The following is a 19,167-nucleotide window of genomic DNA, read 5'->3' on the forward strand; positions in this document are numbered from 1 at the left end:
CAGAAGCGCGTCGAGAATGGTGTCGCTGATCTGGTCAGCGATCTTGTCGGGGTGACCCTCGGTCACGGACTCCGAGGTGAACAGGCGACGGGACATGCGATTCCTTTGGTCTGGCTCTGAGAGGGTGACGAGGCTGTTGCTACCGCTGGGGCCTCATCACCCCGTAAGCGGTCAGAGTGTGCCGAGGGGAATGAGTCGACGGATCAGATGGCCGCGAGTTCCTGTGAGCGATGGTGCGTGTGGCTGTTGCGCCAATAGATGCCGGTGCCGTCGATTTCATTGATCGGATCGGAGATCCCGTTCCGGTCCCGGTAGTCGTGCACTGCGTCGCGGCACGCCGGGATGGCGTAGTCGTCGATGATGACGAAGCCTCCTGGGGAGAGCCTTGGGAAGAGGTTCTCCAGGGCATCCGTGGTGGACTCGTACAGATCGCCGTCCAGCCTGATCACGGCCAGCGGACCGGGCGGCGCCGTAGGTAGGGTGTCCTTGAACCAGCCCGGCAGAAAACGGACTTGGTCGTCCAGCAGGCCGTAGCGGTCGAAGTTCGCGCGAACTTGATCCACCGACACCGCGAGCACGCCGTTGTGCTCGTGCAACCGCATCTCCCGGTCGACCTCGTGGCTCTCGGGGCCCACTTCCGGCATGCCCTGGAAGGAGTCGGCGACCCAGATCCTGCGCGTGGTGTCGCCGTGCGCGCGCAGCACGGCTCGCATGAAGATCGAGGAACCACCGCGCCAGACGCCGGTCTCGACGAGATCACCGGGCACATGGTCGACCAGCGCGGTCTCCACACAATACTGAAGGTTGTCCAGTCGCTTCAGCCCGACCATGGTGTGGGCGACGCTCGGCCAGTCGCGTCCGAGGAGCCTGGCGTCGACCCCGGCCTCGCCCTCGTACTCGAAGGTCTGGATCGCCGCGTCCCGGTAGATCAGATTGGTCAGCACCTTCTTCATCAGGTCGAGGTACAGGTTTCGGGCGTCTTTCGTCACTTGCTCGCCTCCTACTGGCCGGTCGGTCATACGTAGTCGATCTCGCGGGGCGCGAAGAACGGGATCGTTCCCTCAGCGTTGCGGCCCTTCTCCAGGACCGCGAGATTGCGGTAGACGTGCAGGCCCACCAGGTCGCGGGCCGCGAATCCGGGAGCGGTCGGCTCTGGCTCTGTCCACTCCTCGTAGTGCAGGTCGTCGAGGAGCGTCTTGAGCAGACCGATCGACGTGTCCCCGCCTGCCCGTGCCGTCGCCGCGCCGCCGTAGCCGGGGCAGTACGCGGTCCACAGGTCCTCGATGACGTAGAAGCCGCCATTGCGGACGGCCGGGAACAGTTCGCGGAACGCCGATTGCTGGTGCCGAGCGACGTGGCTGCCGTCGTCGATGACGATGTCGAACGGTCCGTGTTCCTCGGCGAGTCGGCGAAGGAACTCGGGGTCGTCCTGGCTGCCCTGGAAGGTGCGGATCCGGTCCTCGTCCAACCCGTGTTTCGGGAAGTAGTCGACACCGAAGACGAGGCCCTGGGGGAAGTAGGACCGCCACATTTTCAGGGATCCGCCGCCCTCGGCGGGGTCCTGGTAGCCGCCGATGCCGAGTTCGAGCACCCGGACGGGCTGGTACCGCAGCCGTCCGAAGTGGTGCTCGTACAGCGGCGTGAACCAGTGCCACAGTCCCCACTTGTCGGAGGCGTAGCGCGCCGCCAGCCGTCCCAGATCACCGGAGTGCGGGGTGGCGGCCCGGACGAGGACGTCAACGGCACGCATGTACGACTCGAAGATCCGGAACGGCTCGCCCTCGTCGGCGTGCCGCACGAACCACTCGTCGTCACGGTCGACCGTGAACCAGCCCGTTCCGGGGCCGGGCGGGGGCCCGTACACGCCACGGACCAGATCGGCGAGGTCGAAGGTAAGTCGGGCCGGAGCCGGCTCGGCGTCATGCTCGTCGAGCCGGACAGGGGCACCGTTGCGCAGAGTGAATACACGTTCGGTCCGCTGGTCACGGTGCTCCACAGCGATGCCCACACGTGCTTCGTCGATGTTGTCCGGGGTGGCGCATCGGGCCAGTAGTTCGCGAACCAGGATCTCGGATGCGGCTTCGAGGCCGATCCGGTCGAGCGCGGCCAGCAGTTCCCGCTGCTGAAGGCTGGCCGTGGCAGGCAGGACGGTCAGGGCTGCCGCTGTCGTAGTGGTCATGCCTCTCCATAGGTTGTCGGGTAGCCCAGAAGGCCGTGCAGGCGGGCGGCGAGCGTGGCCGGGGAGGGCAGGGATCGGATCTCTGCAGCGACGTCACGCGCGGCCTTCGAGAACGCCGGTTCGCTCAGCAGCGAGGCAAGCGCCGTTGCGGCGGCATCGGCGGTGCCGATGCCGACTCCGCGTTCCTCGACGGCCCGGGCGTTGATGTGGTTGTCGGCCAGGGCCGGCATCACGAGTTGCGGTACGCCTGCGGCGAGAGCCGACATGGTGGTACCCGAGCCGCCGTGGTGCACGATGGCCGAGCATGTAGGGAGCAGAGTGGACAACGGTGTCCATTCCAGGGTCCGGACGTTGGGCGGGAGCACGCCGAGCGTCGAGAGGTCGGCGTTCCCTACCGCGAGCAGGAAGTCCATGTCGGACGCTGCCGCGACTGCGGGTAGCCAGGCAAGGGCGTCGGCTCCGTGGGACCGCAACAACTGTGTGCCCGCCGTCACCAGGACCCGTGGCCGATCGGTCGTGGCGAGCACCGCTTCGGGCACCAGCGCTCCCCCGTTGTAGGGGACGCCTCGCATCGTCATCCCTTCGGGGACCTTCGTCATGCTGGGTACGGCAATGTCGATGAACAGGGAGGTGGGGGGAACGTCTGCCTGGCCGAACTGCTCGGCCAGGGCGGTGCGTACGGCTTCCTGTACGCCATTGCTACGGGCGAATCCGAAGCCGTGCTCGACCAGGGGAATGTCCAGCTCCGCCGCCACTATGGGTCCTGCTCCTTGCCCATGGGTCGTCAGGACGACATCGGGCCGCCAGCGTCGTGCGACGGCGCGCGTCGGCTCCAGCAGACGTGCTGCGACATGTGCGAAGACGGGCGTGAGGTCGGCCATCGACTCCATCGGCCTGCGGTTCAGTCCCGCGAAGAACGTGGCATCGCCGGCCTGGAAGTCGTCGAACAAGGTGGCCAAGGTCTCGCCGGGTAGCGCGTCGACGACGGGCAGCCCGGCCTCGGAGACCCGTGTGGCGTCACCCCCGGTGACGACGAGTACCTCGTCCCCGAGCGCGCGCAGTGCCCACAGCAGAGGTACGGACGGAAACAGGTGGCCCAATGCGGGAGTCGCCACCGCCATCACACGCATGTCAGTCTGCCTCCCGCAACCGGCTGATGCCGCCGTGACCGGCGTTGGCGCGTCTCTCGACGAACGCCAGGTTGTGGTAAAGGTGCAGGCCACCCACTGTGCGGTCGGTTGGCTGTGGCCTGCGGCCCGCCCGCGCCGGATACTCGGCGTGGTGCAGCCCGTCCACAAGCCCCTTCAGGAATCCGACACTCGTGCCCGCGTCATCGTCGTAGGAGCCGTGAAAGCTCGGCCAGTACGACGTCTGCAGGTCTTCGACCACGTACAGTCCGCCAGGCTGCAGCCGGGGGAACAAGGCACCGAAGGCTGTCACCACGTCCGCGCTGACGTGGCTGCCGTCGTCGATGACGATGTCGATGGGCCCTATCCGGTCGGCGAGGTCGCTCAGCGAGTTCGGGTCGGCCTGGTCGGCCACGACTGTCTCGACGCGCGGCTCCTGATGGGCACTCTTGTCCGTGACGTCCACGCCGTAGATGAGCCCGCGCCGGAAGTACCTTTTCCACATGCGCAGGGAGCCACCGCCTGCCGCGGGGTCGTCGTATCCGCCGACTCCGATCTCGACGACCGTGACGGCGCGGTCCCGATACGGCGCGAAGTGGTGTTCGTAGGGGGGCGTGTACTCGTGTACGCCCCATTTGTCCGAGCCGTGCCGCAGGGCGAGTTCAGCCAGCCGTGGTGTGCCGCGCCCGTCGAGAGCCGCCAGGATCCGCTCGACCGCGGGGAACGCAGGCGGCGGGTCGAAATAGACGCGCGGGTCGTCGTGGTCGCGCCAGAACACGGTGCGGGTCGCGTCCGACTGTTCTCCCGACGGCCCGAACAGGGACCGTGCGACCTCGGTGAGGTCCTGAGTCACCACGACTTCGGGATCTTGCAGCTCTGCGGCCCGGTGGGAGACGCCGGAGCCGCTCACGTCGAGCACCCACGGCACGGTCCGGGCCCCGTCGAACACCAGCTGAATGTGGGCGGATCCACCGAATGCTCCGGTCTCGACCCGGCTGGCAAGTTCAGCCACGACGAACGCGGCGGTCTCGTCGATGCCGATCCGTTCGATCTCCTCCCGGGTGTGTGACGGCGTGCCTCCGGCACTGTTGATGAGGGCTCGCGCCAGATGTGCGGAGTCCATGCTCTCTGCCCTCCTGGACGGTCAGAATTGGTAGCGCAGCAACCGGTAGGCGTAGCGCAGGGGCCGCACCAAGCGCATCGCGCCCAGGACGACACGGTCGCGTGACGGGAGCCGGTCGGCATACGGCGAGTCGCACATGGACCACTCGTCGAGCACCCGCAGGCCGGGCACAGCTCGCTCCAGGTCACGGGGGTCGTCGACGGCCCAGCCGAACGATGCACCGGTCTGCCTGACGAGCCGGGCGTACCGGGCGATGTGTCGGGTCCACGGGAGCACCGCGTCGAAAAGGATCTCCCCGCCCTGCAGACGGCCGGTGAGGTTCCGCAGCATCGCCAGCCCGTCGGCCTCGGCGAGATATGGGGCAAGACCCTCGGCGACGACCAGGGCCGGCCGGTCATCGGGCACTTGGGCCAGCCAGTCCCCGTCGATCACCGACGCGGCGACCATGCGATAGCCGGTGGACTCCTGGAACAGTTCGCGCCGCAGATCCATCACGGCGGGGAGGTCCACGTCGAACCAGAGTGCGGTGTCCGGTACGTGGATGCGCTGTGCCCGGCTGTCCAGGCCGCAGGCCAGGTGCACCACCACGGCATCGGGGTGGGCGCGGAGAAAGGCCGCCGTCCACTCGTCGAGCCGCTTGGCTCTGAAGGGGACCGTACGGCGGTCGCGGCCGGCGAACTTCATTTTGCGGAAGTCGTAGTCGAGACGGAGCATCAGCTCCTCGGCGAGGGTGTCCCCGAGCACCGGTCTCGGGGCCCGGTTGTCCAGTGCCCGGACGTAGAGCGGAGCGAGCAGGGTTTCCTGCACGCCGGTCAGCTGCACCCGAGCAGGTGTGTGCCGCGTCCGGTCCAGGCTCATATCGGCCTGCATTCGAGCATCGACCACCGGTACTCGGGCTCGTTGGTCAGCTCGAACCCGCTCGCGGTGAACAGTTGGTGCCACTCGGGGAGCGTGCGCTCCCTGCCGCCGAACAGGACGAGCATGTCGGCGTCGAGGAACTTGCCGTGGTCCCAGCGGTTGTCCGGGGACATGACGACGTCGAAGACGAGCAGCGTCGCCGCACTGGTCCCGATGGCTGTGCGCAGACGGCGCAGCAGTTCCAGCACCTTGTCGTCGGACCAGTTGTGCAGCACGCCCTTGAGGAGGTAGGCATCGCAGTTGGCGGGGATCTGTTCACGGAAGAAGTCTCCCGGAACGACGGTGACGCGGTCGGCGACTCCGGCGTCGGCCAGACGCGCTGTGGCGGAAGCCGCGACCCTGGGCAGATCCATCAGGACGGCTGTGGTCTCCGGCTGCCTGCGCAGGACTTCGGCGAGGAACCCGCCGTCCCCGCCGCCGAGGTCGGCGATGCGGCTGAAGCGCTCCAGCCCGAGTTTCGGCAACTCCTCGGAGACCAGTCGGCGGCTCCAGTGCAGCATGAACCGCTCGAAGAACTCGCCCGCCTCTGGGTGGCTCTCCAGGTAGCCGTAGAAGGACTGCCCGAACACCTCGTCGAACGCGGGTGAACCCGTGCGGACGCTGTGCAGGATCTGGTCGAAGGGACGCAGCGTCAGATCCATCGAGTTGTACCTGACCAGAGGCAGCACGCTCCCTGGATGTCCGGGGCGCAGCCCGTCGGACAGCGGCGTCGCCGAGAAGACTTTCTCCGGCCCCTCCTGGAAGATGCCGACGGAAGCCGCGACACGCAGAATGCGGTAGAGGGACAGCGCGTGTGTCCCTGTGGCGGCGGCGAGTTCGTCGACTGTGAGGGAGGCGTCTCCGATGCGTTCCGCGATGTCCAGTTCCACGAGGACGTGGACGACCCGGGCGAGACGTCCGGCCCCGGCGAGGAGCAGCAGGCGTTGGGCGTGCAGTTCCGTCGGCAGTCCGCCAGCCGTCGTCTGTTCCTCGTGTGTCGTGGTCATACCGCCTCCTTGGCGACGCGCTCTTCGATCAACTGCTTGATCCGGGTCATGTTGAGACGGGTGTTGCGGTCGAGTCGCTCGGCCATCGCGGCGTCGTCGAACGGCGCCTCGTCCTTGACCTCGAACTCCTGCATCCAGCGCATTTCCACACCGTCTGGTGTCTCGCGGTAGGTCCACTTGAGGCGCATGAAGCGGAAGGGGCCGGTCTCGATGCGGTGCGCGAGGACGGTACGGGCGTCCTTGTCGGGGGTACGGCGGGAGACCCACGACCAGACATGGCCGTCGGCGTCGGGGCGTGTGGTGAGACGGAATTCGATGGCGTCGCCCTCGCGCCGGAGGATCTCCACGTCGGCGTATTCGGCGAACAGCGCCGGCCAGGATTCGACGTCGTTGGTCATGGTCCAGACGACCTCGAAGGGTGCCTGGACGACGATCGTGTTGTCGGTGGCGGCCATCAGGCGGCCTCCGTCCTGCTGTTGACGAGGGCGAGGGTCTCGCGCGGGGTCCTGGTCTCGAAGACCTCCTCGTCGCTGATCGCGATTCCGTGCTCGCTTCCCAACTCGGCGAAGATCTCCAGGATCGCGACCGAGTCGTACCCGAGGTCCTGGTAGGAGAGGTCGAGGATGCCGTCGTCCAGAGCCGCGACATCGGAGTCTCCGGCGCATCGGCGGATGGTGGAGACGAGTTCTTCGAGTGACAGCAAGGTGGTGCACCTCCAGGGGATTGGTCAGACGCGGGTGAGGACGACCGCGGAGTTGAAGCCGCCCGTTCCGCGCGCGACGACAACGGCGCTTTTCAAGGGGAGTTCACGAGGCTGGCGGAGCACCAGGTCGATCTCCGGAGGTGCTTCGCGGGTGCCGACGGTCGGGGGGACGACGCCGTCACGGAGCGCCAGCAGGGCGGTGGCCATGTCGAGGGCTCCGCCGCCCGAGTAGAGCCGTCCGGTCATGGTTTTCGGGGCCGTGACCGGGACGCTCCGGGGACCGAACACCTCGGCGAGCACAGCGGCTTCGGCACGATCCCGCTCAGGGACTCCGGAGGCGTCGGCGAAGACGACATCAATGTCCGCCGCCGTGAGCCGAGCCTTGTCGAGGGCCAGGCGGATGGCCCGCGCGAACGCGGACGGACGTCCGAGGCCCGGTCGTGGGTCGAACGTCGAGGCGTGTCCGGCGATGCGGCCGTACACGTGGCCCGCGCCGCGAGCGCGGGCGTCGGCCGCCCGTTCGACTATGAGCGCGGCGCCGCCCTCGCCCGGCACCCACCCGGTGGCGTCCCGGTCGAAGGGCACGTATGCCCGCTCGGGATCGCGCTCGCTGCTGAGCAGTCCGCTGGGGATCTGTGCGACGAGACCCCAGGGGCACACGGACGCCTCGAATCCGCCGGTGATCGCGGTGCGCAGGGTGCCTTTGTCCACGAGACGGGTCGCCTGGGCCGCGGCGTCCAGACCCCCCGCCTGCTCGGCAACGGTGACCGAACTGTGGCCGCGCGAGCCGTGCCGGATGGAGATCTGGCCGGTGTTGACGGCATAGAACCAGGCGAAGGACTGATAGGCACTCACCTTGCCCGGCCCGGTGCCCCACAGCTTCTGCAGTTCTCGCTGGCCGAACTCGAACCCGCCGGCTGCGCTGGCCGTGATCACCCCGGTGGCGAACTCGTCCTGCTCCGTCGGACGGACGCCGGAATCCTCCAGTGCCCAGTCGCTGGCGACCAGTGCGTAACGGGTCATCCGGTCGGTCTGCGGGAGCAGCCGGGACGACAGGTAGCGCGCGTCGTCGAAGGCACCGACCTCGCCTGCGACATGCACGGGGTACTGCTCGGCGTCGAACGCTGTGATCGGACGCAGACCGCTGCGGCCCTCCAAGGTCGCCGTCCAGTAGTCGGTCGCACCTTCGCCGTTGGGTGCGACGACTCCGATTCCCGTGATCCAGCCTGACATGGATGCGTTCACCTCCGGCCCCTTTCGGGCCGGGTGAGTACGGCGGCGCTCTGGAAGCCACCGAAGCCGCTGCCCACGCTGAGAACGGTGTCCAAGGCCGCCTCGCGGGCCACGTTCGGCACGTAGTCGAGGTCGCACTCGGGGTCCGGCTCCGCGTAGTTGGCCGTGGGCGGGATCACGCCGTGCTCCATGGCCAGGACACAGGCGGCGAGTTCAAGGGAGCCGATGGCGCCGAGGGAGTGCCCGATCATCGACTTGATGGAGCTCACCGGTATCCCGTGGGCATGGCCCGCGAAGCTGCGCTTGAACGCTGCGGTCTCGTGCCGGTCGTTCTGCCGGGTTCCCGATCCGTGGGCGTTGATGTAGTCCACGTCGGTGGGGCCGCGGCGTGCCTGGCCGAGTGCGGCGTCGATCGCCGCAGCCATCTCCCGGCCGTCAGGCCGCAACCCGGTCATGTGGAAGGCGTTGCTGCGGGTCGCGAACCCCGCCACTTCGGCGAGGATGCGCGCCCCGCGCTGCAGCGCGGCTTCCCTCTCCTCAAGGACGAACACCGCCGCGCCCTCACCGAGCACGAATCCGTCCCGGCGCCGGTCGAAGGGACGGGAGGCGTGTTCGGGATCGTCGTTGTTCGGAGACGTCGCCTTGATCGCGTCGAAGCACGCGACCGTGATGGGTGAGATCGGAGCATCCGTTGCACCGGCCAGCACCAGATCAGCCTGTCCGTCCTGGATCAGCTCCGCTCCACGCCCGACCGCATCGAGTCCCGAAGTGCATCCGGTGGAGACGAGTGTCACCGGCCCCTCGGCTCCGACCTCCCACGCCACTTCGCGGGGGATGGAGGTGGGGACGAAGTAGTCGAAAAGCTGTTCCACGGCGAGCGTGTGATCGACCAGCCAGCCCTCACCGCGCCGGCTGACCCTGGCGTACTCAGTGTCGAGACTGGTCGTGCAGCCGACGGCGCTGCCGATACTGACGCCGACCGTTTCAGGGCGCAGGCCCGCCAGTTCGAGCCCGCTGTTCACCACCGCCTCGCGGACACAGGCCACAGCCAGCAGCACGGCTCGGTCCCAGTGGGCGATCTGTTCCGTGGTGAAACCTTCCTGCTGTGGGTCGAAGTCGATCTCCGCCGCGATCTGCGACCGGTATGGCGAAGGGTCGAAGGATGTAATGCGTCGTGTGGCCGTCCGGCCCGAACTCAGCAAATCCCAGAACTCCTTGACGCCCTTTCCACCAGGTGCCCGGACACCGAGGCCGGTGATCACGACCTGGCGGCCGGTCACTGCACGCCCCCTACCGCGGGCGGTGCCTCATCGGGATGGGGCACCGATTCGGTGTCGACGTGGCCCAGTTCGGGACGGGGTGCGAGCGGGCTGATCTGGAAGACGAGACGGACGGCCGTCCCGCCCCGGTTTTCGAAGCTGTGCCGCCGACCGCGTGTGACCAGCAGCGCCTGATGAGTGTCGAGGCTGACCTCCTCTCCGTCGACCTGGACGATCACATGGCCCGTCACGACGTACAGATACTTGTCGGAGTAGGGGTGGTAGTGCTCGGTGACCCGCTCACCCGGTTCGAGATCGAGGGTGCCGAGGAAACCATCGGTCGCCCCTGCCGACTTCGGGGTGAGCAGGGCCCTGGTCCGGCCCCCCTGCCTCGTCGACGGAGTCACGTCGTCGACGCCTATGATGGGAGGTGGTATCTGCGCGATCACGAACTGCCCCCTTCCCAGGTGTAGATGACTTCGGCCTTGGAGTCGGTGAGTTGATGCCAGTCGGACGAGTACGGCGTGAGGTACTTGCCGACCTCCGCGTTGACCGTCTGGAAGCGCGGATCGTCGCGTGCTTTGAGGAGTTCGGGCAGCACGTCGGCGTCGGACTCGATGAGATGCATGTAGAGGTCGTGGAAGCGGAACAGGGTGCGGCGGGTCAGTCCGATCTCTTCGGGCAGCCCGGTCATGTCGTGCTCCGCGAAGGCGGCGGCCACGCGCTCGGCGTCGCCCGGATCCATGCGCAACACCATGAGTGTCCGGAACGCCATCAGCGGGCCCCCTCGGCGACGTGGACCAAAGCGCAAGGGATCGACGTGGGGGTGGAGATGCTGCGGCAGAACGTGAAGTGCTCCCGCAGCTCGGGGAGAGCGTGCATGGCTCGGAAGCTCTCCTCGCTCTCCCACTGGGCGTAGTTGAGGACCTGGTTGCCGTCATGGCTGAGGTGGAAGTTGGCGGAGATGAAGCCGGGAAGGTGACGAATGGTCCGCTCGGTGATGTCGACCAGGTGCCGGTACAGCTTCTCCTGGTCGTCCGGGGAGACCGTGAAGGTGTTGACGAGCGTGTAGTGCTGGTCGTTGAGAGAGAGTCGCGTCATCGTGGGGGAACTCCTTGGCGACGGGACGGGGTTAGGTACGGGCCAGGATCTGGTCGAAGACCTTCTTCAGTACGGCCTCCGGGTCATCCGCCGCCCTTTCAGCGCGCCAAGCGACGAAGCCGTCCGGACGAAGGAGCAGGGCACCGGTGTCCCCGATCCCTGTGACCTCGGAGAAAGCGCCGTCGGGGTCCTTCAGCGCCGTCCCGAGTACGTGGGAGGTCAGCGGGACACCTGCGGCCGCGGCGATGCGCCGTGCCGCGTCGGCCCAGGGCGTCCCTGCGGAGGACGCCAAAAGGAGGAACTCGTCGATGGCGAGGTCAACCGTTGAGACCCGGCGACCGCCGTGGTCGAGCCACACATGGGGGACGCGCTGCCCCGGCCTGCCGGTCAGGTCGAGTTGCTGGGGGATCGCCGTGTCGAACGCAGGACCTGCCACGGCCGAGGAGGTGTAGCGGTAACCGGCCGCCACCACCTTGGTGTCGATGAGCCTGGCCCCCAGGCCGCTGTCGCCGTCGAGCCGGTAAGTGTGGCGCATCCATGCCTGGTCGGCGATCTCCGCCCCGACCGGGTGCCGCTCCTTGTGATAGGTGTCCAGCAGGGCGTCGCCGGCGCGGCCCTGCAGGACCGCAGCGAGCTTCCATGCCAGATTGTGGCTGTCCTGGATCCCGCCGTTGGCGCCGAAAGCGCCGGCTGGCGGATGCACGTGCGCCGCGTCGCCGGCGAGGAACACCCGTCCGCCGCGGTAGGCGTCAGCGACGTTGTGTGACATCTCCCAGGGCTGAGTGAGCTGCACGTCGAGCGGGATGTTCTCTACGCCCAGAGCAGTCCGGACGATCTCCTCGCAGCGCTCTTCATCGAAGTCGCCACCACCCGCCCGGTAGGCGTCACAGAAGAACCCGAAGATCCACCTGTTCTCATCGAAGGTCTGCAGCACGCCTGGAGCCTGCGGATTGGCGATGTAGCTGATGACGAAGCGGCGGCCGTGCAGGACCGAATCGAAGTCGGCCTTGAACAGCACACTCATCGCCTTGCCCAGCGATCCCTGACCGGTGCTCGTAATGCCCAGCTGCTGTCGGACGCCGCTACGCACGCCGTCCGCGGCGATGACGTACTGGGCCCGAACAGCGGTACGAGCCCCGGTGTCGCGATGACTGATCACCGCGCTCACGCCGTCAGCGTCCTGTTCGAACGACTCCAGCTGCGTGTGGAAGCGGACGTCCGCGCCACGCCGGACGGCCTCGTCGCGCAGGATGGGCTCAAGCTTGTCCTGCCCGCACCACTGGGAACGCGCTGGACTGACATCCGCCACGTCGAGCGAGGGTTCCTCAACGATCACGGCTTTCTCGATGTCGGCGAGGTCACGTGCTCGCAGAACGACCCACGGAATCTGATCGGCCGGCTGGCCGAGTTCGCGCCACCGCTTGCCCTCTATGAGCTGGAGGCTACGGTCGACGACCGCCTCCTCCAAGCCGGCGTTGCGTAACAGCTCCATCGTGCGCGCGTTGATGCCCGACGCACGGGTCAGGAAGGTGGTGCTGCGGTGACGCTCCACCAGCAGGCAGTCGACGCCCTGTTGGCGCAGGAAGACCGCCGCTGAGAGGCCGGTCAGCCCACCGCCGACTATGAGCACGGGAATGTCTAGCTGTTCCATCACTCTCCGCCCAACTCGTCACATCAATGCATGTGACAATGTCTGCTACAACGACAGAATGGAGAAGACGGAGGTCGCAGCCCGCATGAGATTGCAGCACAACGCCCCCGTTGCCGTCACCGTAGATCACTGATGACAGCACCTTGGTATCACTGGTGCCGCCACCCCAGTCAATGACGGGCGGGGGAGATGGCTCGATTCCATTGGGTTCTGAAGACGGCACCAGACCCGCTGCACGCCTGGTCCACCAAGCGTGCGGACCAGTTCTGGTGCCTAAAGATTCCAGCCAGAAGGGATTCCGATAGTTTATTGCATGACCAACCCTGGATATGCTCGAAGAGGTTGACGCTTCCAGCGGGTCATTCAACCCGCTTTAGCCGAACAGGTTGCGTAACCCGTTTCATCCGAACAGGACACGCAACCTGCTTTATGCGGCACGTATCACGGCTTACGAGCCCCAAGGAGTGGTGAATATTTCCTCGGTGACGGAGACGCGATCATTGGATTCCTCAGGGCGATCTGACAGTCAGCCGCCAGAGAGACGTGACTTCACGTGATCGGGCGGCATGAAGCGGATCGCTTGTGTCATCTGCCTTCTGATGACGAGGTCTGGTGTCCAGTCGATCCACCACGTCAAGTCCCGCTTCCCTGAACAGGACCAGCAGGTCATCACGGGTGCGCAACCCGAGATGCTCAGCGAGATCAGACAGGATCAGCCACCCCTCGCCTCCTGGTTCGAGATGATCGGGCAACCGACGGAGATATTCACGCAGCATTCGGCTGCCAGGATCGTAAACCGCCGACTCCAGCATGGAGGTAGGTTTCGCGGGCAGCCATGGGGGATTGCAGACAACAAGTGCGGCGCGGCGTCGTGCGGGAAAGAGGTCAGCTTCCGTCACCCGCACCTGCGCCGCCAGCCCCAATCTCTCGACATTCTCCAGGGCACAGGCCAGAGCCCGCGGATTGAGATCGGTGGCGATGACCTCGGCCACGCCGCGCCGCGCCAGTACTGCGGCCAGGACTCCGGTCCCCGTACCGATATCGAAAGCCGTCGGCCGTACTGAGCAGGCATCAGGGAGCGGCGCCCTCGCCACGAGGTCGACATACTCCCCGCGAACGGGAGAGAAAACACCGTAGTGCGGATGGATTCGCGCGCCACCCAAGGCCGGCACCTCGACGCCTTTACGGCGCCATTCGTGAGATCCGGTCATTCCCAGCAGAGCAGTGAGGGAACATACGAAGGGCCGATCCAGAGGACATCCCGCCTCCGCGCAGGCCGCTCGTATGTCGGGGGAACGACGTAACGGCAGCACGGCGCCCTCTTCCACCAGGACAAGGAGGCTACCAAGCACCTTGGCTCGAAAGGTCTGAGCTTGGCGGTGCTGATTGAATGCGATCGCTGCATCGTCCGCGGGACGTCGTCGCCGGCGATCGATCCGCCGCTTCATGGCGGAGAGCAGCTGACGCGCGTTGTGGAAGTCCCCACACCAGAGCATCGCTGTACCTTCGGCCGCCATGCGGTAGGCGTCATCCGCCTTCGTCCGGTCGTCGGCGAGGACGACGCGCCGCGGTGGGACGGCGGCGTTCTCGGAGTGCCATAAGGCGGTCTGGGTATGGCCTTCCCTGTCGGTCCAGGTGATCTGCTGCTCCATCTCGGTCATCAAGATGTTTCTCCATCCTCCTTTTTGACGGGCCGCCTACTGCGTCTGACCAGCACAAAGGCGACTGGGGGTAGGTAGTTGGGGGGCGGCAGAGGCGAGTCGACCTCAATGGTCCACCGGCCCGTTGCCCGCTGCCGGCGGCTGCCTCCACAGGAAGAAGGCAGGAATGAGGCACACCACCATGAGCGCCAGGGAACAACCGAAGGTCATCGTGAAAGTGCCTGAAACCATGTCGAGCGCACCGGACCGTTGCTTCGGATCAGCCAAGGCCGTGGTCGCCGCCAACTGGCCTTGGCTGACGGGCACACCGAACCGGCGGGCAAGACCCGTTGCCAGCACGATCGCCATGACGGCGGAGCCGACGGCGCCGAATGCCTGCTGGATGATGTTGGCTGTGGTCGAACCGCGTGCCACCGCAGGTCCGTTCAGGAGCTGCAGCGCCGAAGAGATGATCGGCATCATCGTCGCACCCACACCGAGACCGGTGACGAAGAGCCCGGGAGCGAGCATGGTCCAGTACGCACTGGAGGGATCCACCTGGGTGAAGATCGCAAGTCCGGCCGAGATCAGCAGCAGGCCGGGGACGACCACCTTGCCTGGACCGATCCGGTCGGCCAGTCGCCCCGCCACCGGCATCGTCACCACGGCGCCAAGGCCGAGTGGCAGCAACTGCACGCCCGCTTCCAGGGCCCCGAGCTGACGTACCATCAGGAAATAGGTGGGAAGCACGATCATCACGCCGAAGAAAGCGATGGCGAAGAGTGCCATCGTGGCGATGGCGACACAGAAGCCCCTGTTGCGGAACAGCCTCAGATCCAGCAAGGGGTGCTCAATCCGGTTGGCCCGCACGACAAAGCACAGGACGAGAAGAACCCCGAGGACGACCGGTGCCCAAATGCCTGCTGTGATGCCGTCGGACCGAGGGATGTTGGAGATGCCGTAGAGCAGCAGGGCCACCCCGGGTGAGAGCATGAGCATCCCGGGGAGATCGAACGTCCCCTTCGCCGGCTTGCTGTCACGGGGCAGGTAGCGCAGGGTCAGCACCAACGCGAGCAGTCCGATGGGCACGTTGAGGTAGAAGATCCAGCGCCAACTGACCGATTCGACCAGCCAGCCACCGATGATCGGCCCAGCCAAGGGCCCAAGAAGCATCGGCACGCCGAGCAGGGACATGACCCGACCGACCCTCGCGGGTCCCGCCTCCCTGGTCAGGATGGTCATGCCGGCGGGCGTCAGAATGCCTCCCCCGAGTCCTTGCAGCACCCGGAAGACGATCATCGAGCCGATGTCCCAGGCGAGCCCGGCCAGGACCGAGCCGACAAGGAACACGGTGAGCGCGAAGGCGTACAGCCTTTTCGTGCCGAAGCGTTCGGCCGCCCAGCCGGTCGCGGGAATCACTGTGGCCAACGCAAGCATGTAGGCGGTGGTGACCCACTGGATGGTGTCGAAGGAGGTGTGGAACTGGACGATCAGACTCTGCAGCGCGATCGTCACCACGGTGGTGTCGAGGATCGCCATGATCGATCCAGCAATCACTGCGGCGGCCACCTTGAGCAACGCGCCGTCGAGCTTTGAGGATTGTGGGGTGTGGTCGGTGACATGGGCAGAGCCCACGTGTGATTCGGCTGACGCCATGTGCGAGAGAACTCCTGCTTGGACATCCCTTGCCGGGAATGCGCGTGAACCCGGGGTGGGGGAGCCGACATGGGTCAGACTCCGTGGGCACCGCGGGAAAGAAGACCCTCCGTGCGCTGCGGATCCGAGAGCACACATATCCAAACGGTGTGTCGGAGTTGAACAGCGGCTACGGAGAAATGTCACGCCCGCCTTCGACTAACGGAAGGCGGTGAGGCGGGATCGCCTAGCGGGCGTAGAGCGCATGTGCAGGAGCAACCATGTTGAAAACGTATCACAGCCTGGCCGCACGGGGCAGGTCCCGCCCTACTGATGGGCGCGACCTGCCCCGCTTCACGCGGGTCACTGTGGCCAGAACGAACCGGTCTCAGCGCGGCAGTTGAGCCGTCACGAACGCGCACTCGCCGAAGGTCGCCGCGAGGGGGCTGTCCTGGGGAACGCCCAGCATTTCGACGATGCCGGCGAACTCTTCATCGAGCGGCACACCGAGTCGACGGGCACGGTCGAGCACGGTATCGACGGTCACGTTCCAGCCGATCTCGCGCAGACGGTCAGCGACGGCCTGCCGCGGCTCGGCATTCCACATGTCGCCAATGTCGACGCCCAGCGAGTCGCTGGTCCCCTGCATCGTCGGGTGGGCGGCGAAACGCTCCACGACGCCTGTCGGCATGAACTCCACACAGACCTGACTACCGGGGGCGGACAGCGCTGCGATCGCGCTGAACATGTCAGCTTCCGCCCGCGCCGGCAGATACGGCAGCAGCCCTTCGCCGATCCACGCCGTCGGTCGCTCGGGATCGAAACCCTCCGACCGCAGAGCGCTCACCCAGTCCTTGCGGAGGTCAACGCCCACCGCACGCCGGTCGCAACCGGGCGTCACACCCAGATGCGCCATGACCTCTTCCTTGTACCGCAAGACTCCTGGCTGGTCGATCTCGTACACAACGGTGCCGGATGACCAGGGCAGCCGGTACCCGCGGACGTCGAGTCCGGCCGCAAGTACGACGGCCTGGTCGATTCCCTCCCGCGCCGACTGGGCGAAGAAGTCGTCGAAGACCCTGGAGCGGACGCCCGTGAACCGCGAGGACATCATGGACGTGGATGCGCCGTCTGCTTCTGCGACCGTCGTCGGCAGCGGCTTGGGCGCCCGTGCGGCCAGCACTAAGTCCTTCGCGTACGGGTCTTCGATGAGCCGATCGGGCCGGTCACTTTCGACGGCGCGTGCCGAACAGGCGGCCAACGCGGTCAGTCCGACAGTGACACTTATGTCCCAGTCTTCATACTTGATGTTCACGGAACCTCGTCTCGGTTGTTCCGATGGTGTCGGAGCCGCGGGCGTTGAGGTCGGGAGTCGCTACGGATGACCTCACCGCGCTCCAAGCTGCTGACAGGACCGTAGGCGGGCAGAACTCCGGAGACCTGGGGTTGATCGGGTCGATCACTTGCCCTCGGATACGGTCCTATGTGACCTAACCGAAGGAGGGCATCAGGACCTTCGGCATGAACCCGTGCCTGAGGCCGTCAGCCACGCGCAGCGCCCGTCCTTCAGATTCGTGGGGCAGATTTCTCCTCAGCGGCCACATGCGAGTGATCACACCCGCAAGGTCGCCAAGAGTCAAGGATCACTTCTCGGACACAGACCACATGCCCGGAGTCGCTGGGCACCAGCGCCGCGGCGAACAAGAAAGACTTGGCGTCTTGCCCAACAGCTGGCGAAGCCAGGGGTATGCGCAGACCGCAACGAGCCAGACGGCTCGACTCTGCGCCCGCAGCCCGTTGCCGACCTCGACCGGCTCGATTCTCGACATCGATGAACGCCGCGCCGCGATGGAGCTGGAACCACCCTCGGCCGACCGTAAGGAACAAGATCGTGAGACGGAATGCCGGGCCAACCGAGCGAGACGACGCGAGAACACGCAGGTCGTCGCTATGGAACGGGACATTCCCATGGCGAACCTACAGGGATTCACATCCCACCATCCCGACGGGGGAACTCCCAGCCGGGAACGCCGCACTCAGGAGCGGGTCAGCTGCCCGCTCCGCTCCCGCGTGGCGGCCCGCGCTGGATGATGAAGCCTCCGGCCGGTCAACGTACAGGCGACTGAGGCAGCGCTCATCACCTGCGCTTCCGGTCACCTGACACTCCATCAGAACGAGCGTCAAATGAGCGTCATGAGCGTCAAGACATCGCCCGTAACGCCCACCGCACATAACGCGCACGTACAAAACCGCAGGTCAGGAGCCCTTAGCCACCGGCTCAAGGATGGCAACGCACTCCAGGTGATGCGTCATCGGAAACAGATCGAACGCCCGCAACGTCCGCACCCGGTACCCCCCGTCCCGGAAGTACCCCAGGTCCCGCGCCAGCGCTGCCGGGTCGCAAGCGACGTAGGCGATCCGGCGGGCGCCCAGGGAGGACAGGTGGGCGACCGTCTGGCGGCCGGCGCCCGCCCGCGGGGGGTCCAGGACGATGAGGTCGACCTCGGTGATTCCGGTGCGCGGCAGTACGGCCTCGACCTTGCCCTGTTCGATCCGCACCCGCTCGAAGTCGGCGAGGTTGTGCCGGGCGTCCTCGACGGCCCGCTTGCCGGACTCGATGCCGAGGACCGCGCCCTTGTCGCCGAGCCGGTCGGCCAGGGCTCCCGCGAACAGGCCCACGCCGCAGTACAGGTCGAGCGCCATCTCGCCCTTGCGCGGCAGCAGGCCCTGCATGACCGCGGTCACCAGGGTGTCGGCGGCCTTCGGGTGGACCTGCCAGAAGCCTCCGCTGCCGACCCGGTACGTACGGCCGTCCGCGCGCTCTCGGACGAAGGGACGGCCGTGGACGCGGTGCACCCCGCCGTCCTTCTCCTCCACCCGCATCACGGACACCGGCTTGTCCAGCTCGACGATCGGCAGCCGGGCGCCCGGCTTCGGCGTGAGGATCACCTGGCGGTCCTGCGATCCCGTCGCCGCGATGGCGTCGACCGACGCCATGCCCGCCCAGTCGCGCTTCTCGATGCCCAGCTCGCTGACGCCCTCGGCCGCGATCATGCAGTGGTCGATCGCCTCGACCTCGTGCGAGCGGTGCCGGCGCAGACCGGCACGGCCGTCGGCGTCCACCGCGTACTGCACACGCGTCCGCCAGGCAGGCACCTCGCCCGCGGGCAGCTTGTCGCCCTCGGCCGGCATCACCGTGCCGTCCCAGCCGGTCTCCTCGGGCGTCAGGCCCGCGAGCCGCTGCAGCTGCTCGGCGAGCACCTCGCCCTTCAGCCGGCGCTGCGCCCCCGGCTTGGCGTGCTGCCAGTCGCAGCCGCCGCAGCGGCCGGGGCCGGCGTAGGGGCAGGGCGCCTCGATGCGGTCCTTCGAGGCCGAGAGGATCTCGACCGCGTCCGCGCGCAGGAAACGGGCCCCCTCCTCGCCCTCCGTGACCCGCGCCACGACCCGCTCACCGGGCAGCGTGTGCCGGACGAACAGCACCTGGCCCTCGGCGGTACGGGCGATGCAGTGCCCGCCGTGGGCGACGGGGCCGATCTCGACCTCGTACTCCTCCCCGACCAGCGACTTCTTCGGTTCTGCCTGCATGGCGGGGTGACTCCACAACATCGAGAG

At 66.9% G+C, this 19,167-nt stretch carries 19 protein-coding genes; all 19 read right to left on the bottom strand.

From position 1 onward, the window contains the following. Positions 1-96, bottom strand: a 96-nt coding sequence (locus tag ACWC1K_RS21935; RefSeq protein ID WP_352332740.1) for an S-adenosylmethionine synthetase N-terminal domain-containing protein, incomplete at its 3' end; no start/stop codon positions are given. 107 nt (positions 97-203) lie between these two features. Next, positions 204-989, bottom strand: coding sequence for a TylF/MycF family methyltransferase (locus tag ACWC1K_RS21940; protein WP_450833525.1), 786 nt, complete (start codon positions 987-989; stop codon positions 204-206). Between the two features lie 26 nt (positions 990-1,015). Further along, positions 1,016-2,179 carry a hypothetical protein gene (locus tag ACWC1K_RS21945; RefSeq protein ID WP_450833527.1) on the bottom strand — a complete coding sequence of 388 codons (1,164 nt, stop codon included), beginning with the start codon at positions 2,177-2,179 and terminating at the stop codon, positions 1,016-1,018. Further along, entirely contained in the window at positions 2,176-3,309 is a 1,134-nt protein-coding gene (locus ACWC1K_RS21950; protein WP_450833529.1) for a nucleotide disphospho-sugar-binding domain-containing protein, read from the bottom strand. Before ACWC1K_RS21950 ends, ACWC1K_RS21945 begins: the two co-directional genes overlap by 4 nt. Before the next feature lies 1 nt (position 3,310). Next, complete coding sequence (locus ACWC1K_RS21955; protein ID WP_450833531.1) at positions 3,311-4,429, bottom strand: class I SAM-dependent methyltransferase; 1,119 nt, start codon at positions 4,427-4,429, stop codon at positions 3,311-3,313. Between the two features lie 21 nt (positions 4,430-4,450). After that, entirely contained in the window at positions 4,451-5,287 is an 837-nt protein-coding gene (locus tag ACWC1K_RS21960; protein WP_450833532.1) for a class I SAM-dependent methyltransferase, read from the bottom strand. Continuing rightward, positions 5,284-6,333, bottom strand: coding sequence for a methyltransferase (locus ACWC1K_RS21965; protein WP_450833534.1), 1,050 nt, complete (start codon positions 6,331-6,333; stop codon positions 5,284-5,286). The genes ACWC1K_RS21960 and ACWC1K_RS21965 overlap by 4 nt, the downstream gene beginning before the upstream one ends. Next, positions 6,330-6,788 (bottom strand): SRPBCC family protein, encoded by a 459-nt coding sequence (locus ACWC1K_RS21970; protein WP_450833535.1) that lies wholly within the window; start codon positions 6,786-6,788, stop codon positions 6,330-6,332. The genes ACWC1K_RS21965 and ACWC1K_RS21970 overlap by 4 nt, the downstream gene beginning before the upstream one ends. Beyond that, positions 6,788-7,036, bottom strand: a complete 249-nt coding sequence (locus ACWC1K_RS21975; RefSeq protein WP_450833537.1) for an acyl carrier protein — start codon at positions 7,034-7,036, stop codon at positions 6,788-6,790. Before ACWC1K_RS21975 ends, ACWC1K_RS21970 begins: the two co-directional genes overlap by 1 nt. A gap of 24 nt (positions 7,037-7,060) precedes the next feature. Further along, a complete protein-coding gene (locus ACWC1K_RS21980) occupies positions 7,061-8,269 on the bottom strand; it encodes a ketosynthase chain-length factor (RefSeq protein WP_450833539.1) in 1,209 nt (402 codons plus the stop codon). Between the two features lie 8 nt (positions 8,270-8,277). Beyond that, positions 8,278-9,549 carry a beta-ketoacyl-[acyl-carrier-protein] synthase family protein gene (locus ACWC1K_RS21985; RefSeq protein WP_450833541.1) on the bottom strand — a complete coding sequence of 424 codons (1,272 nt, stop codon included), beginning with the start codon at positions 9,547-9,549 and terminating at the stop codon, positions 8,278-8,280. Then, positions 9,546-9,977: a cupin domain-containing protein gene (locus ACWC1K_RS21990; RefSeq protein ID WP_450833543.1), complete on the bottom strand. Its 432-nt coding sequence runs from the start codon at positions 9,975-9,977 to the stop codon at positions 9,546-9,548. Before ACWC1K_RS21990 ends, ACWC1K_RS21985 begins: the two co-directional genes overlap by 4 nt. Further along, a complete protein-coding gene (locus ACWC1K_RS21995; RefSeq protein WP_450833544.1) occupies positions 9,974-10,303 on the bottom strand; it encodes a TcmI family type II polyketide cyclase in 330 nt (109 codons plus the stop codon). The genes ACWC1K_RS21990 and ACWC1K_RS21995 overlap by 4 nt, the downstream gene beginning before the upstream one ends. Then, positions 10,303-10,629: an antibiotic biosynthesis monooxygenase family protein gene (locus tag ACWC1K_RS22000; RefSeq protein WP_450833545.1), complete on the bottom strand. Its 327-nt coding sequence runs from the start codon at positions 10,627-10,629 to the stop codon at positions 10,303-10,305. Before ACWC1K_RS22000 ends, ACWC1K_RS21995 begins: the two co-directional genes overlap by 1 nt. Before the next feature lie 31 nt (positions 10,630-10,660). After that, positions 10,661-12,280, bottom strand: coding sequence for an FAD-dependent oxidoreductase (locus ACWC1K_RS22005; protein ID WP_450833547.1), 1,620 nt, complete (start codon positions 12,278-12,280; stop codon positions 10,661-10,663). Positions 12,281-12,789: 509 nt separating this feature from the next. After that, positions 12,790-13,932 (bottom strand): methyltransferase, encoded by a 1,143-nt coding sequence (locus ACWC1K_RS22010; RefSeq protein WP_450833754.1) that lies wholly within the window; start codon positions 13,930-13,932, stop codon positions 12,790-12,792. A 114-nt stretch (positions 13,933-14,046) separates the two neighbouring features. Continuing rightward, complete coding sequence (locus tag ACWC1K_RS22015) at positions 14,047-15,576, bottom strand: DHA2 family efflux MFS transporter permease subunit (RefSeq protein WP_450833549.1); 1,530 nt, start codon at positions 15,574-15,576, stop codon at positions 14,047-14,049. Positions 15,577-15,943: 367 nt separating this feature from the next. Next, positions 15,944-16,870 carry an SAM-dependent methyltransferase gene (locus ACWC1K_RS22020; protein WP_450833551.1) on the bottom strand — a complete coding sequence of 309 codons (927 nt, stop codon included), beginning with the start codon at positions 16,868-16,870 and terminating at the stop codon, positions 15,944-15,946. 941 nt (positions 16,871-17,811) lie between these two features. After that, entirely contained in the window at positions 17,812-19,140 is a 1,329-nt protein-coding gene (locus tag ACWC1K_RS22025) for a class I SAM-dependent RNA methyltransferase (RefSeq protein ID WP_450833553.1), read from the bottom strand. Positions 19,141-19,167: the final 27 nt, after the last annotated feature.

The sequence above is a fragment of the Streptomyces sp. NPDC001492 genome (assembly GCF_053597275.1).

Excerpts from the sequence above, each read along its gene's own strand:
- ACWC1K_RS21945 (WP_450833527.1), bottom strand. The coding sequence starts at position 2,179 with ATGACCACTACGACAGCGGCAGCCCTGACCGTCCTGCCTGCCACGGCC.
- ACWC1K_RS21950 (WP_450833529.1), bottom strand. The coding sequence starts at position 3,309 with ATGCGTGTGATGGCGGTGGCGACTCCCGCATTGGGCCACCTGTTTCCG.
- ACWC1K_RS21955 (WP_450833531.1), bottom strand. The coding sequence starts at position 4,429 with ATGGACTCCGCACATCTGGCGCGAGCCCTCATCAACAGTGCCGGAGGC.
- ACWC1K_RS21960 (WP_450833532.1), bottom strand. The coding sequence starts at position 5,287 with ATGAGCCTGGACCGGACGCGGCACACACCTGCTCGGGTGCAGCTGACC.
- ACWC1K_RS21965 (WP_450833534.1), bottom strand. The coding sequence starts at position 6,333 with ATGACCACGACACACGAGGAACAGACGACGGCTGGCGGACTGCCGACG.
- ACWC1K_RS21970 (WP_450833535.1), bottom strand. The coding sequence starts at position 6,788 with ATGGCCGCCACCGACAACACGATCGTCGTCCAGGCACCCTTCGAGGTC.
- ACWC1K_RS21980 (WP_450833539.1), bottom strand. The coding sequence starts at position 8,269 with ATGTCAGGCTGGATCACGGGAATCGGAGTCGTCGCACCCAACGGCGAA.
- ACWC1K_RS21995 (WP_450833544.1), bottom strand. The coding sequence starts at position 10,303 with ATGGCGTTCCGGACACTCATGGTGTTGCGCATGGATCCGGGCGACGCC.
- ACWC1K_RS22000 (WP_450833545.1), bottom strand. The coding sequence starts at position 10,629 with ATGACGCGACTCTCTCTCAACGACCAGCACTACACGCTCGTCAACACC.
- ACWC1K_RS22005 (WP_450833547.1), bottom strand. The coding sequence starts at position 12,280 with ATGGAACAGCTAGACATTCCCGTGCTCATAGTCGGCGGTGGGCTGACC.
- ACWC1K_RS22010 (WP_450833754.1), bottom strand. The coding sequence starts at position 13,932 with ATGGAGCAGCAGATCACCTGGACCGACAGGGAAGGCCATACCCAGACC.
- ACWC1K_RS22015 (WP_450833549.1), bottom strand. The coding sequence starts at position 15,576 with ATGGCGTCAGCCGAATCACACGTGGGCTCTGCCCATGTCACCGACCAC.
- ACWC1K_RS22025 (WP_450833553.1), bottom strand. The coding sequence starts at position 19,140 with ATGCAGGCAGAACCGAAGAAGTCGCTGGTCGGGGAGGAGTACGAGGTC.